The organism is Solibacillus sp. FSL R5-0449 (assembly GCF_037975215.1).
GTDB lineage: Bacteria > Bacillota > Bacilli > Bacillales_A > Planococcaceae > Solibacillus.
The window spans coordinates 723,770-739,279 of record NZ_CP150239.1 but is presented as its reverse complement, the minus strand read 5'-3'; the positions used below and the strand labels follow the sequence as shown (position 1 = coordinate 739,279).

Below are 15,510 nucleotides of genomic sequence, written 5' to 3'. Positions count from 1 at the left end.
ATGTTACAGTGAAATATAATTTAACGGGTTTACGGCGTTTGAACGACTGCCGTTCCATTCACCGACATGGATTTCAAAGTGTAAATGAGGTCCTGTTGAGTTCCCTGTATTCCCAAGTCGTGCAATTTGCTGACCTTTTGAAACAGATGCCCCAACACTCGTATTAAATCCGCTTAAATGTGCATACGTTGTTGTGAATAACTTGCCTTCAATCGAGTGCGTAACCATGACAACGTTACCGTAGCCATTCATCGAACCAACATACGAAACAACACCATCCGCTGCTGCAACAACCGGTGTTCCGATCGAGTTGGCAATGTCAATTCCTAAGTGATTTTTACTTCCGATTGGTCCAATATCACGTCGGCCGAACCCTGATGTAAAACGGCCCGCTGCAGGTCTTGTCCAATTTCCTGCCGAAACAACCGGCAAGTTTCCGGAACTTACAGCACTATTGCTGCTGCTTTGTTTTTTCTTTTTAGCAGCCGCAGCTTCCAATGCCTTTTGACGGGCTACTTCCGCTAATCGGCGCTGTTCTTTAAGAAACTTCTCTTCCAGCTCTTTACTTAATTCTACTTTATCATCGTATTCAGCTTTAAGTTCTGTTTTCTCAGATCGCAGTTTCGCTTCTTCTTTTTCAAGCTCTGCTACTAACTGTTTCTTTTCTTTCTTTTGCTGATTTAATGAAGCCATCAAGCTTTTCAATTTTGCTTTATTCGCTTCAAGGTCTTCTTTTTTCTTCAACAGCTCCAGCTTTTGAACTTCAAGCTTTTCCTGATCTTCCTTTTGCTCACGCATAATTTGACGGTCAGCGTCCATAAGTGTGCTTACAGCAGAAAAACGGTCGATAAAGTCTACGAAACTATTTGCTCCAAGCAGGACGTCAAGGTAGCTTACTGTACCCGATGACTGGATTGCGCGAGCACGTTCACGCAATAGTTCATTACGCTGTTCGATCTTCTCTTTTAATTCTGCAATTTCATCTTCTAAAATCGAAATTTCTTCGTTTGCAATTTCAATATCCAATTCGACAACCGCAATATTATGATTCGTTTCATTAATTTTTGCACCAAGTTGCTCTAATTGTGAAATGATTTTTTGCTGTCTGTTTTGATTTGTTTGAATCTCATTTGTTTTTTGTTCAAGCGATTTATTTATTGATTTCTTTTCTGCTTCGAGTTGACTGCGCTCTTTTTTCAGTTCACTTAATGATGCTGCAGATGCTGCCGGTATTTGAACAAATAGCACTAGCGCAAGTATTGCTGCAATGGTTTTAAATGAACGCGTCGTTAGCTTCTTCAAAAACTTTTCCCCCTAAATGCATGGGTAATAGTGGCTCTTTTTGTCTCAAAAAACGAGCCACTTCCCACTATTTTCGTCATTGTCAATTTTGCCTTGGCAATGTGTGACAGTCGCTGAAAGAAGTTATACTTTTAAAAACTTACGAACTGACATGAAACTTCCCCATATACCGATGAACATCCCGATGAAAATGATTAATGCGTTCACCTGGTACATAAGTGGTGTTACCTCTAACAATTGGAACAATTCCCCTTTTAATCGAGGTGCCAATAAGTCATAAATATTGTAATAAGCAATTGTAACGGCTGCGACTGGAATAATTGAACCAATCAAACCAAGCCACATTCCTTCCAATACAAATGGAATGCGGACGAACGAATTTGTAGCCCCTACAAGCTTCATAATTTCAATTTCATCTTTACGTGCAATAATCGTAATGCGAATTGTATTAGAGATTAAGAACATCGCTGTAAACAGCAGTCCTAAAATTAATACGAGTCCAACATTACGAGCGATTTCCAAGAAGTTAAATAGTTTTTCTACTTTACCCTCGCCATATTTTACTTCAAAAGTATTGTCCAAGCTATCAATCTGCTTTGCGACTTCAGCTGTTTTCAAAGGATCGACTGCTTTGACGTACAGCACATTGTATAACGGATTGTTCTGTTCGAATAAACTTAATTCATCACCAAAATCTTTGATTAACTTACTCAATTCCTGTTCTTTTGAAGAATATGTAACTTCCTCGACATCCGGCATATTATGAATCTCGTCAAGAAGCTGTTCTTCTGCCAGTTTTGCTTCTTCCGCTTCCGGAATAATATCGATCATGACACGAATTTCAACATCGTTTTCCAAATCGGAAGCGACCTTGTTTAAATTCATCATGATCGCAGCAAATACACCGACCAATAATAAAGTGACCGTTACAGCACTGATAGAAGCGAGCGTCATCCAGCTGTTACGGCCCAATGATTTAAAACTCTCACGGAAATGACGGGCAAGTGTTCTAGTTTTCATAGCCGTAGTCACCTCCGTACTCGTCACGGACGATCATTCCGCCTTCAATGGCAATAACTCTTTTACGCACAGTATTTACGATTTCACGGTTATGTGTTGCCATCAAAATCGTTGTACCTTGGCGATTGATTTCCTCGAAAATATTCATAATTTCCCACGAAGTTTCCGGGTCTAAATTTCCTGTAGGCTCGTCCGCAATCATCACTTTCGGACGGTTCACAATCGAGCGGGCAATTGCAACGCGTTGCTGTTCTCCACCTGACAGCTCATTCGGCAGCATCCGCACTTTATGCTTTAAGCCCACCAGTTCGAGTACTTCCATTACCCGTTTACGGATGACACTTGGCTGTTCTTCAATTACTTCCATCGCGAACGCTACATTCTCATACACTGTTAAGCGCGGCAATAATTTAAAGTCCTGGAAGACAACACCAAGATGACGGCGTAAATGAGGTACGCGATTATTTTTTAGCGTTCTCAAATTAATGCCATTAATGATGACATCACCGGAAGTCGGTTTTTCTTCACGGTACATCAACTTAATGAATGTCGATTTACCTGCTCCACTCGGGCCAACTATATACACAAATTCACCCTTTTTTATATGAACCGTAATCCCGTTTGCGGCGACGACCCCATTAGGATACTTCTTCACAACATTATTCATTTCAATCATTCACGAAACCACCTAAGCTCAATATCTAGTATTTTAAATTTTAGTCTTACCCATTATAGCATTTTCAGGCTCAAATTTTATTACATTTTCTTTTCAATGTAAGCCCCGCCTCGTTTTCGAGCTCTCTGGACCGTCATGACAACATTACAAAAATTCAATTGTTGCTAAATTTTCATGGAAATACACTTATTTTTTGGTTTTCGTAATGTATTTGTTAAAGTATGAAATGTTCTTAATATAATAAAATACTCTACACTATTTTTAATTATTCGACGTTTTCAGTGAAAACCCTTCTCAGTATTTGGATTATTATGGTATTTTTAGGGAGTTTTTTAGAAAGAGCATTTTTCCTTGTAGGAATGCGGCAGTTTGTGACTTTTGATTGGAGATTTGACGGAAAACAAAATAAAAGGCATCCAAATTCTTTGCGGGAAGATGGATGCCTGATTTTATAAATGTGCTGTTACTTTGTATAAATCGAACCCCTGGTAACTGTAACTAAAACACTACGCCTATTGCAGTGTATAACGTACGAGCACTGTACCTGTACGAGATTCTCCTACTAATTTCAGAAGTTTCGCACCTTCCAGTTCTTTTGAGAAGCGAACCGATTTTGACAGGAATTGCTCCTCTTCTTCTGTAATAAGCGCATCACTTAAACCGATATCTGCTTTACCGAAGTTTGAGAAAACCTGGCCGTCCAGCGCAACGGTTTTCGGAACATAAATTTCAACTGAACCTGCCAATGCGCGTGCCTTGATTTTGTGCGCTTCTGCACTCGTTGTTGTAATGACAACATGTCCATTCATTGATTCTGCTTCGATTTCGTTTAATTCGCCGTCCACATAAATACGTCCATTCGCTGTGCCGATTTCCAAATCATCACCTTTAATTTGACGGGCTTCTACTGCACCATTGCTCGTTTGCAGTTCCGCATGATCGAATGTTGCATTTTCCAGACGGATGACACCGTTATGTGTACGCGCTTTTACTAGCTTTGCATCAACCTTTTCGATTGAAACACTACCTGTTAATAATTTTGCAATGACGACATCATAATGTTTTTCTGGAATAGCTACTTGTACTTTCACTTGCGCAAATTTATTTGTTGACTGAATAAATAATTTGTCATTTGTCAGCTTCGACATGTTTTCCGTTGCCTGAGTAATCGTTTCTTCCTCAGTACCTTTTAACGGTGTTTTCCCTGTCACATTGACAGTAACTAAATCATCCGTAGCACGTACGATATCAACTTTACCGTTAGCTATTTCCAGCTCTACCCCTTTCACATCAGCTACTGGGTATGCGTACGTTTTCGTGAATTCCACTTTTTCTCCAAATGGTGTATCAATATCAAGCTCTTTGAACTTCGATAATGCCGCACCGACCAATCCTGTCATACGTGTGCTGAATTGCGATAAATCCTGCTTAATATCGCCCATAAACTCGTCCATTTTTTTATTGAATTCTTTATCGTTAAATGACTTGCCGAAAATATCTTCAAATCCTGTTGTTTTACGTTTTTCTTTTTGCTCTTCAAAAACCGGTTCTGCCTTATGCGGCTCTTCCTCAAACGTTTCTTCAAAAACCGGTTGCTCGATTGGTGCTGCTTGTGCTGGAGTGGATTCCTTTTCCGACGACAATTTTTCCAGTAATACAATTGCCTCTTCTGCCGTAATTGTACCGCTTTCAACTAATTTTAAAATGCGTTTACGTTCTTCTTGCATAAAAAAATTCCTCCCTCTGCTTCGTATATAGTTATTATACGAGGAGGGAGGACGAAAAGTTTCGTTTGCGCTCTCAGTTTTTGAATCTATTTATTTTTCGCTTCTTTAATTCTTGATTCCATACGCTCACGGTCACGTTCGAGAATCGGTTTTAGATAACGTCCTGTATAGCTTTCCTCTACTTCAGCAATTTTCTCCGGCGTACCTGTCGCTAAAATGGTACCCCCACCTTCGCCGCCTTCAGGACCTAAATCGATAATATGGTCGGCTGTTTTGATGACATCGAGATTATGCTCAATAACAAGGACCGTCTCACCGTTTTCAACTAAGCGCTGCAGTACAAGCAGTAGACGGGAAATATCATCCGCATGCAAACCGGTCGTCGGCTCATCCAAAATATAAAATGATTTGCCGGTTGAACGGCGATGCAACTCAGACGCCAATTTTACACGTTGTGCTTCCCCGCCGGATAATGTTGTCGCAGGCTGGCCAAGCTTCACATAACCAAGCCCGACATCGACAATCGTTTGCAGTTTACGCTGGATTTTCGGCAAGTTTCCGAAAAACTCCAACGCATCCTCTACTGTCATTTCTAAAATATCGGAAATATTTTTATCCTTATATTTTACTTCCAGCGTTTCGCGGTTATAACGCTTGCCGTGACAAACTTCACATGGGACATATACATCCGGCAAGAAGTGCATTTCGATTTTAATAATGCCGTCCCCACGGCATGCTTCACAGCGTCCGCCTTTTACGTTGAACGAAAAACGCCCTTTTTTATAGCCGCGCACTTTCGCTTCATTCGTCATCGCAAAAACATCACGAATATCATCGAATACACCGATATAAGTAGCAGGATTTGAACGTGGTGTACGGCCGATTGGCGATTGGTCCACGTCGATTACTTTCTCCAGCTGTTCCAAACCTTCTATTGTTTTGTGTTTGCCAGGCTTCACTTTTGCCCGGTTCAGCTTGGATGCGAGTGACTTATATAAAATTTCATTTATCAATGTTGATTTACCGGAACCTGACACACCCGTAACGGCGATGAACTGCCCTAATGGGATATCGACGCTGACATTTTTCAAGTTATTTTCGGAAGCGCCTTTGATCTTTATTTTTCGGCCATCTGATTTACGGCGTTCAAGCGGAAGCGGAATAAATTTCTTCCCGCTTAAATATTGGCCGGTAATCGATTCTTTGTTTTTCATTACTTGCTTTGGTGTCCCTTGTGCAATGACTTGCCCACCATGCACACCGGCACCAGGACCAATATCGATTAAGTGGTCTGCTGCCATCATCGTATCTTCGTCATGTTCGACGATAATTAATGTATTGCCAAGATCACGCATATTTACAAGTGTATTGATTAACCGGTCATTATCACGCTGATGGAGCCCGATTGACGGCTCGTCCAAAATATAAAGAACACCTGTTAGGCGGGAACCGATCTGTGTCGCCAGTCGAATACGCTGCGCTTCCCCACCGGATAAAGTTCCGGCAGATCGTGCAAGTGTTAAATAATTTAAACCGACATCCAATAAGAATTTCAGTCGTTCAATTACTTCACGAATAATTAAATTTGCAATTTGGCGTTCTTTATCCGTTAATTCTAGTGAACTAAAGAACTCATACATTTCCTGAATGGAGTGGCGTGTCGCTTCCGAAATGTTCTGGTCTTTAATTTTTACTGCCAGTGTTTCCTTTTTCAGACGGTGCCCTTTACAAGTAGCACAAGGCTGTTCCGTCATGTACTTTTGCATTGATTCGCGTACATAGTCCGAAGAGGAATCTTTAAATCGGCGCTCGATATTCGCGATGACGCCTTCAAATTCAATATTTTTCTTATGCATGCTGCCGTAATCATTCGTATATTCGAATAGAATCTTTTCTTTTCCTGAACCGTATAAAATTTTATCCATTTTCTCTTTAGGAATATCTTTTACCGGTACATCCATCGGAATATTATAATGCTTACATACGGAAGCCAACAGCTGCGGGTAATAGTTGGACGATACGGATTCCCATGGTGCAATCGCATTTTCAAGGAGTGTTAAATCCCAGTTGTGGATGACCAGATCGATATCTGCCTTTGCCTTACTTCCAAGGCCGTCACACGTAGGACAAGCCCCGAATGGACTGTTGAATGAGAACATGCGCGGCTCAAGTTCACCGATCGAAAAACCGCAAAGCGGGCATGCATGATGCTCACTGAATAACAGCTCCTCATGATCGATAACATCGACAAGAACACGGCCATCCGCAATTCTGAGCGCTGCTTCAAGCGAATCACTTAATCGTGTTTCATTGCCCTCTTTTATGACAACGCGGTCCACGACTACTTCAATTGTATGTTTTTTATTTTTATCCAGCTCGATATTGTCATCGAGATCACGCAGTTCCCCGTTTACTCGGATACGTACAAAGCCTTGTTTTTTCAAGTCTTCTATCAGCTTTACATGTGTCCCTTTTTTCCCTTCGATAACAGGAGCAAGGAGCTGCATTTTCGTGCGCTCCGGATATTCCATCAGGCGGTCGACCATTTGTTCAACCGTCTGTGACGTAATTTCAATCCCATGGTTCGGGCAGTACGGTTTTCCGATACGTGCAAAAAGCAACCGCAAATAATCGTAAATTTCCGTTACTGTACCGACAGTCGAGCGCGGATTACGGCTCGTTGTCTTCTGGTCAATCGAAATGGCCGGTGATAGCCCTTCAATTGTATCGACATCCGGCTTGTCCATCTGTCCTAAAAATTGTCGTGCATATGCAGACAATGATTCGACATAGCGTCGCTGCCCCTCCGCATAAATCGTATCGAATGCCAGTGACGATTTACCCGAACCTGAAAGCCCTGTCACAACAACAATTTTATCGCGAGGAATTGTGACATCAATATTTTTTAAATTATGCGCTCGTGCACCTTGTACGACAATTTCTGTATTTTTCACATTGTTCACCCTTCTGCTTTCAATTCAAATATCATGTCACGCAATTCAGCCGCGCGTTCAAAGTCCAGCGCTTTTGCGGCTTCTTTCATTTCACCTTGCAATGTCTCAACAAGCTTCTCCAGCTCTTTTTTCGTCAGCTTTTTGCCGCCTGTTACTTTTGTAATATATGTTTCTTCCCCTTCCGCAGCTTGTGTAGCACGGATAATCTCAGGAATCTTTTTAATAATAGTTTTCGGTGTAATCCCATGTTTTTCATTGTAGGCCATTTGAGTTTCACGACGGCGTTTCGTTTCACCGATCGCCTTTGTCATTGAATCCGTCATATTGTTGGCATACATAATGACATGACCGTTCGAGTTACGTGCAGCCCGTCCAATCGTTTGAATAAGTGAACGTTCCGAACGCAGGAACCCTTCCTTGTCCGCATCCAAAATCGCGACAAGGGAGACTTCGGGAATATCAAGACCTTCCCTTAATAAGTTAATGCCGATCAGCACATCATAAGTTCCTTTACGAAGCTCACGGATAATTTCGATCCGCTCCAAAGTTTTAATTTCGGAATGCAGGTATTCTACTTTCAAGCCCATTTCTTTTAAATAGCTTGATAAATCTTCAGACATTTTCTTCGTCAATGTCGTAACGAGTGTCCGTTCATTACGACGGATACGCTCATGGATTTCATCGATAAGATCATCAATCTGCCCTTCAATCGGACGGATATCAATTGTCGGATCAAGCAGCCCTGTCGGACGAATAATCTGCTCCACCATTTCCGGTGTATGCTCCAATTCGTATGGACCTGGTGTTGCTGACACATAGATTGCCTGGCTTACCTTTGACTGGAACTCATCAAACATTAGCGGGCGGTTATCGAGTGCGGACGGCAAACGGAAACCATGTTCCACCAGTACCCCTTTCCGAGCCTGGTCTCCATTATACATACCACGTACTTGCGGTAATGTAACATGGCTTTCATCAACGACTAGCAAAAAGTCTTCCGGGAAGTAATCGAGTAATGTATAAGGTGTCGCACCTGCTTCACGCAATGTTAAATGGCGCGAATAGTTTTCGATACCTGAGCAAAAGCCCATCTCTTTCATCATTTCCAGATCATAGTTTGTCCGTTGCTCCAGACGCTGTGCTTCCAGTAATCGGTCTTCCGAACGCAATACTGCCAGACGCTCTTCCAGTTCTTTTTCGATATTTGCAATGGCCACTTTCATCTTTTCTTCACGGGTAACGAAGTGGGATGCCGGGAAAATCGCTACGTGCTGACGGTCCCCTAAAATTTCGCCCGTCAATGCATCCACTTCACGGATCCGGTCTACTTCATCTCCGAAAAATTCGATACGGATACAGTGTTCATCGCGTGATGCCGGGAAAATTTCGACAACATCCCCGCGTACTCGGAACGTACCGCGTGTAAAGTTAATATCATTCCGTTCATATTGAATGTCTACCAGTTTTCTTAATAACTGGTTGCGCTCGATTTCCATTCCTGTACGAATGGAAACGACCATTTCACGATATTCTTCCGGATTACCGAGACCGTAAATACACGAAACGGACGCGATAATAATAACGTCTTTCCGTTCAAATAGAGCAGTCGTTGCCGAGTGGCGCAATTTATCGATTTCTTCATTAATACTTGAATCCTTTTCAATGTACGTATCGGTTTGCGGCACATACGCTTCCGGCTGGAAGTAGTCATAATAGCTGACAAAATACTCAACCGCATTGTCCGGGAAAAATTCTTTAAACTCACTATATAATTGGCCGGCCAGTGTTTTATTGTGTGCCATCACGAGCGTCGGCTTATTCACTTCTTTAATTACATTGGAAATCGTAAATGTTTTACCTGTCCCTGTCGCCCCAAGCAATGTCTGGTGACGCTTGCCTTCTTTAACCCCTTGTACGAGCTGTTTAATCGCTTCCGGCTGATCCCCGGCAGGCTGATAGGCGGACTTTATTGTAAAAGTTTCTGTCATATTCAGATTGTCCTTTCTGTCGCTTATGTTATGTTCTATTTTAACATACCCGTTTTTAATTTACGATAAAATTGCGAACGTACATTCGAATTTTGTGCGGTTGGGTCTTTTTAGGTAGGCTGGATTTATTAGAACTTTGGTGACGGATATTAGAAAATTTCGGTGACTTATTTGAAGATTGGGAACGGTTATTCGAAAATCTCGTGCACTTATTAGAAGAATTATCCTTTTTATTAGAAAATAACCAATTTATTAGAACTATTTTAATTTTATTAGAAACTTTCAACAACTTATTAGAAAATAACCAGAACCTGCTGCTTGCCCATAAAAAAAAGCCACCTGAATAGGGCGGCTCTTAAGAAACGGTTTCCAATAACTCTTTTAACTCTGTAGTATAGCTGTGAAATGCTTGTTCGTTCTTTTGATCTAACGATGTATCGATAAGTAGCTTTAATTGTTCAATACGTTGCATCCGCTGCAACCGACTAATAAATAAATCTAAATAAATCTCATTCAATAGCTTCTCTGCATGATGTTCAGTGGACTGCTGACTAACCGCTTTTAAAAAGTCTGTATACGAATAATATTTATCCATCGATATCACCTCGACCTCTTTTAATCATTATAAGTTAAAAGTCATTTAATTTGCAATATATTCTGAAAAATTATCATATGACAGAATTTTCTAAATATAATGTTGATTTTTAGCAAATTATGCAGTAGTTTAGATGTATAGTGAAAATTTAAGCGATTAAAAAAGTAGGAAAGATAGGGGATACAAAATGATTAGTAATTTAACACAAAAAACCAATTACATTATTTCTAACTCTACCTTCTGTTTACAGTCCTATCAGCAACGAGATAAAATTCACACTGCCATTTTGGACAAGTACGGCCAATCCACATCTCCGTATAAACCTTTAAAAATCATTCGGGATACGTGTCGTCTGCATGGAAGTTCCTATGACGCCAGCAAATATCAGGCACGACGATTTTTCGGAGAGAATAAACATAAATTGCCGATCATGGTGGCCTATGATTTCGGTGATCCGTGCATTTTATTTCCACTATTTTCGCCGTTTTCACCTCAAAATATATGGTTATCCTTGAATCCTATTATTAATATTTGTGAAGACGGAGATAAAACGCTCGTAACTTTTGTGGATAATACTGAGATTAGTCTGGATATCAATATGAAATCATTCAACCAGCAATATGTACGCGCTGCGATGTACTATAAATATCTGCTTTTACAGCGCAATGCCATCTTATAAGAGCATCAACTTTTTTTAAAATATTCAGCAAGAAGTAACTCACTTTGATTACGAAGGCGAATATTCGAATATCTTCTGCACTCCATGATTCCCCCAAAGTAAAAATGATACTCGGTAAACAAATCATCCGTTTTGCCTCTCACTAAGCGCATCTGATGAAGTTTAAAATAGTCCTTCGTTTCTTTTAAGTCATGCTCTATTTTGATACGTACAGCATCGATTAATTGCAAATAGGGATTTTTAAATTTGAACGGACTTTGCTCCACTATTGTGTAATCTTTCCCAAGAATAATTAACAGCAACGGCAAATAAATCCCAGCCTCATAATACGGAATCGTTTTAGAAGGAATTTGCAGCATACGAATACCTCCAATTAATAAGAACATTTGTTCGCATATGTATTTTCACATATTTTTTTAAATCTGACAAGTGGAAAATTATTACTTAGCTTAAATTTCACTAAAAAAACCGTGCCTTAGCTTTTTACTAAGGCACGGTTTTCACTTTCTTGAGCGGATAACCGCTGAAGATGTTAGTATGAGATTTTTGATCGTAAATAGGCAGTAATGAAAATATCGAGGTCGCCGTCCATTACAGCGCCTACATTTCCTGTTTCGGCACTTGTACGGTGATCTTTTACCATTGAATACGGATGGAATACATATGAACGAATTTGTGAGCCCCAGCCGATTTCCTTCTGCTCTCCTCGAATTTCATCCAGCTGTGCCTGCTGCTTTTCGATTTCCAGCTGATACAGCTTCGATTTCAGCATTTTCATTGCTGCATCACGGTTTTTAATTTGTGAACGTTCTGACTGACATTGTACAACGACACCTGTTGGAAGATGGGTAATACGTACAGCCGAGTCGGTCGTGTTAATATGCTGACCACCGGCACCAGTTGCGCGGTACGTATCGACCTTCAAATCTTCTGTTCGAACGTCGATTTCGATTTCGTCATTGAACTCCGGCATAACATCACATGAAACGAACGATGTATGACGGCGGCCTGAAGAATCGAACGGTGAAATACGTACTAGACGGTGTACGCCTTTTTCCGCTTTTAAATAGCCGTATGCATTATGGCCTGAAATTTGAAGTGTAACCGATTTAATGCCGGCTTCATCGCCAGGCAAATAGTCGATTGTCGTTACTTTAAAGCCGCGCTTCTCTGCCCAGCGTGTGTACATACGTAATAGCATCGAGCCCCAGTCCTGCGACTCGGTACCACCTGCACCTGGATGCAGTTCTAAAATGGCATTGTTTTTATCGTATGGTTCTGATAACAGCATTTGCAGTTCGAACTCTTCCATTTTTGTCTGGAATTCAGTAAGTTCTTTGCCTAGTTCTTCCTGCAGTTCTGCGTCTGGTTCTTCGCGTAATAGCTCGAGCGTCATTTCGAGATTTTCCTGTGTGTCGACTAAGTCATTGAATTCGTTGACAACTGCTTTAATGCCGTTGCTTTCGTTAATGATTGCCTGTGCACCGTTCTGGTCGTTCCAGAATTCGGGTTCAAGCATCAATTCATCTAGTTCCTGGATGCGTGCCTCTTTGTTTTCTAAGTCAAAGAGACCCCCTGAAGTCCGCTAGTTTTGTAGCTGTATTTTCGAGTGCATTCCGCACATCTGCTAATTCCATCATATATTTTCCTCCGTAGTTGAGTGTTAAAGTTTTCGTTTTCTATCATCGTTGATTTCCGCTGCGGCGGACGCTTTCCGGGGGCGTGAGGCCAACACGATGTTGGTCACAAAAGCGTTGCCACAGGACGTGGCGTTGTTAGCTTTTGTTCCTTGTCTCAGGCGTCACGCTATTCCCCCAGGAGTCGCCGCCTTCGCTCCAATCAACTTAGTGCCATTTATTTTTAAATTTAAGCACCTTATATTATTGAGGCACTTAAGTTTTACCAAAGCTAGAGGGTGAGTGAGTAATCAATCGGAAAAGTCCCATATTCCCCACCAAATGTTAGCACTTCCTCATTTCAACCTTTATGAAAAAACAAACCGGGTCATTGAGCATAGTTTCAATGACCTCGGTTTACTTGCTTTTATTGGCCTACGCCGTGGCATGATTTGTATTTCTTGCCGCTGCCGCATGGGCATGGGTCGTTGCGTCCGATGTTTTCGGCTTTACGTGTCGGTAGTTTTTTGGGTTTTGCTGCGCCTTCTTCTTTCGGGTTGACAGCTTGTCCTTTTGCTACTTCTTCACGTTGCAGATTACTGCGGATTTCCGCTTTTAATGCGTACTTCGCTACATCTTCACGTACCGCTGCGACCATGTCTTCGAACATTGCGAAACCTTCTTGCTGGTATTCGCGTAATGGATCGTTTTGACCGTAAGCTCGCAGGTGAATCCCTTGACGTAACTGATCCATAGCATCGATATGGTCAATCCATTTCGAGTCGATTGAACGCAATAAAATAACCTTTTCGAATTCGCGCATACGCTCTGGTGTCATCGCTTCTTCTTTTTCATCATAGCGCGCTGTCACTTTTTCAGAGATGAACGCGATCATTTCTTCTGGTGATTTATTTTCAAGCTGCTCTTTCGTAATATCGCCTTCATCTAAAAGATTCGCTGCGATATAGTCTTCCAGTGCATCCAGTGTCCAGTTTTCCTTCTCGCCTTGTGTATGAAGGGCTACTTGATTTTCGATTGCCTGAGATATCATAGACTCTACTAATGCACGCATATTTTCCGAATCCAATACTTCTTCACGCTCTTTATAAATCACTTCACGTTGCTGACGAAGTACATCATCGTATTGTAATAGACGTTTACGGGCATCGAAGTTATTCCCTTCAACACGTTTTTGTGCTGATTCTACCGCTTTTGAAACCATGCCTGATTGGATCGGCTGTGTATCGTCCATACCAAGTCTTGTCATCATCGTCTTCATTTTATCTGAACCGAAGCGTCGCATTAATTCATCTTCCAAAGAAAGATAGAATTGCGTTACCCCCGGGTTCCCTTGACGACCAGAACGACCACGAAGCTGATTATCGATACGGCGTGATTCATGACGCTCTGTACCGATTACCGCTAGACCGCCAATTTCAAGCACACCTTCACCCGGTTTAATGTCGGTACCACGACCTGCCATGTTTGTTGCAATTGTAACTGCACCTTTTTGGCCGGCATTTAAAATGATTTCCGCTTCACGCTCATGGTTTTTCGCGTTTAACACGTTATGCGGAATTTTAAATTTCGTTAAATATTTTGAAATGATTTCCGATGTTTCGATCGCAACCGTACCAACCAGTACCGGCTGACCATTACGGTGACGCTCTGCGATATCTTCCGCAACTGCTTTGAACTTGCCTTCCATCGTTGCAAAGATAAGGTCAGGACGGTCATCACGCGCAATCGGTTTGTTCGTAGGAATCGCTACAACCTGCATATTGTAGATGTTGCGGAATTCCTCTTCCTCTGTTTTCGCTGTACCTGTCATACCAGACAGTTTCTCGTACATACGGAAATAGTTTTGGAATGTAACGGTCGCCATTGTCATCGATTCATTTTGAATCTCAAGACCTTCTTTCGCTTCAATCGCCTGGTGTAAACCATCTGAATAGCGTCGGCCTTTCATTAAACGACCAGTAAAGCCGTCAACGATTACAACTTCCCCGTCCTGTACAACATAGTCGACATCCTTATGCATCGATGCATGTGCTTTTAAGCTTTGGTTGATCGCATGGTTTAAACGAACATGTGTTAAATCGAATAAGTTATCGATGCCAAACGCACGCTCCGCCTTTTCGATCCCTTGCTCTGTCAACGTTACGCCTTTTGTTGATTCTTCATAGTTGTAGTCTTCATCCTGTTTTAACATACGGGCAAATGCATTTGACTGTACGTATAGCTGTGCAGATTTCCCTGCTTGTCCGGAAATGATTAACGGTGTACGCGCTTCATCGATTAAAATCGAGTCAACTTCATCGATTACCGCATAATAAAGCGGACGCTGTACACGGTCTTCTTTGTAAAGCACCATGTTGTCACGTAAATAGTCGAAACCAAGCTCATTGTTCGTCGAATATGTAATATCCGCCGCATATGCTTCACGCTTTTCGTCTTTTGAAAGACTGTTCAGGTTCAGACCGACCGTTAAGCCTAACCAATTATATAACTCTCCCATTTCAGTCGCGTCACGGCTTGCTAAATATTCATTGACCGTTACGACATGAACACCTTTTCCAGTAAGCGCATTTAAATAAACGGACATTGTCGACGTTAAAGTTTTACCTTCACCGGTTTTCATCTCCGCGATATTACCTTCATTTAATGCAGCCGCCCCCATAATCTGCACACGGAAAGGGAACATGCCAAGAACACGGCGAGACGCTTCACGAATTGTTGCAAATGCTTCAGGCAACAAAGCATCCACTGTTTCGCCATTTTGATAACGATTTTTAAATTCTTCTGTTTTCGCTTTTAATGCATCGTCAGATAGGTTTTCAAACTGCCCTGCCAATGCTTCAACTTTATCTGCAATCTTTTCTAAACGCTTTACTTCTTTTTTATTGAAATCAAATAATTTATTTAATATGTTTGCCATCGAATTGGTCACTTC

At 41.5% G+C, this 15,510-nt stretch carries 11 protein-coding genes; 1 reads left to right on the top strand and 10 read right to left on the bottom strand.

Annotation, left to right across the window (positions count from 1 at the left end):
* Nucleotides 1-3: 3 nt before the first annotated feature.
* From MKY27_RS03480 to MKY27_RS03450, 7 genes are all read right to left on the bottom strand, one after another.
* Nucleotides 4-1,302: a peptidoglycan DD-metalloendopeptidase family protein gene (locus tag MKY27_RS03480; protein ID WP_339197782.1), complete on the bottom strand. Its 1,299-nt coding sequence runs from the start codon at nucleotides 1,300-1,302 to the stop codon at nucleotides 4-6.
* Between the two features lie 123 nt (nucleotides 1,303-1,425).
* Nucleotides 1,426-2,322 carry a permease-like cell division protein FtsX gene (gene ftsX, locus MKY27_RS03475; protein ID WP_339197779.1) on the bottom strand — a complete coding sequence of 299 codons (897 nt, stop codon included), beginning with the start codon at nucleotides 2,320-2,322 and terminating at the stop codon, nucleotides 1,426-1,428.
* Nucleotides 2,312-2,998 (bottom strand): cell division ATP-binding protein FtsE, encoded by a 687-nt coding sequence (ftsE, locus tag MKY27_RS03470; protein WP_008403596.1) that lies wholly within the window; start codon nucleotides 2,996-2,998, stop codon nucleotides 2,312-2,314. The genes ftsX and ftsE overlap by 11 nt, the downstream gene beginning before the upstream one ends.
* A 512-nt stretch (nucleotides 2,999-3,510) precedes the next feature.
* Entirely contained in the window at nucleotides 3,511-4,725 is a 1,215-nt protein-coding gene (locus MKY27_RS03465) for a DUF4097 family beta strand repeat-containing protein (RefSeq protein ID WP_339197776.1), read from the bottom strand.
* Between the two features lie 86 nt (nucleotides 4,726-4,811).
* Entirely contained in the window at nucleotides 4,812-7,679 is a 2,868-nt protein-coding gene (uvrA, locus tag MKY27_RS03460) for an excinuclease ABC subunit UvrA (RefSeq protein ID WP_339197773.1), read from the bottom strand.
* A gap of 5 nt (nucleotides 7,680-7,684) precedes the next feature.
* Nucleotides 7,685-9,667 carry an excinuclease ABC subunit UvrB gene (gene uvrB / locus MKY27_RS03455; RefSeq protein WP_339197771.1) on the bottom strand — a complete coding sequence of 661 codons (1,983 nt, stop codon included), beginning with the start codon at nucleotides 9,665-9,667 and terminating at the stop codon, nucleotides 7,685-7,687.
* 355 nt (nucleotides 9,668-10,022) lie between these two features.
* A complete protein-coding gene (locus tag MKY27_RS03450; RefSeq protein WP_079524745.1) occupies nucleotides 10,023-10,262 on the bottom strand; it encodes an IDEAL domain-containing protein in 240 nt (79 codons plus the stop codon).
* Nucleotides 10,263-10,449: 187 nt separating this feature from the next.
* On the opposite strand from MKY27_RS03450, the gene MKY27_RS03445 reads away from it, so the two are divergent.
* Complete coding sequence (locus tag MKY27_RS03445) at nucleotides 10,450-10,941, top strand: competence protein ComK (RefSeq protein ID WP_339197767.1); 492 nt, start codon at nucleotides 10,450-10,452, stop codon at nucleotides 10,939-10,941.
* A gap of 5 nt (nucleotides 10,942-10,946) precedes the next feature.
* On the opposite strand, the gene MKY27_RS03440 is transcribed toward MKY27_RS03445, so the two are convergent.
* The 3 genes from MKY27_RS03440 to secA form a co-directional block, all read right to left on the bottom strand.
* Nucleotides 10,947-11,300: a hypothetical protein gene (locus MKY27_RS03440; RefSeq protein WP_079524743.1), complete on the bottom strand. Its 354-nt coding sequence runs from the start codon at nucleotides 11,298-11,300 to the stop codon at nucleotides 10,947-10,949.
* Between the two features lie 173 nt (nucleotides 11,301-11,473).
* Nucleotides 11,474-12,578 (bottom strand): peptide chain release factor 2 gene (gene prfB / locus MKY27_RS03435; RefSeq protein ID WP_339199625.1). Its coding sequence is split into 2 segments (ribosomal slippage): nucleotides 11,474-12,505 and nucleotides 12,507-12,578, totalling 1,104 coding nucleotides; the frame shifts between segments, so codons are not numbered across the junction.
* A gap of 406 nt (nucleotides 12,579-12,984) precedes the next feature.
* Nucleotides 12,985-15,495 carry a preprotein translocase subunit SecA gene (gene secA / locus MKY27_RS03430; protein ID WP_339197765.1) on the bottom strand — a complete coding sequence of 837 codons (2,511 nt, stop codon included), beginning with the start codon at nucleotides 15,493-15,495 and terminating at the stop codon, nucleotides 12,985-12,987.
* Nucleotides 15,496-15,510 lie beyond the last annotated feature (15 nt).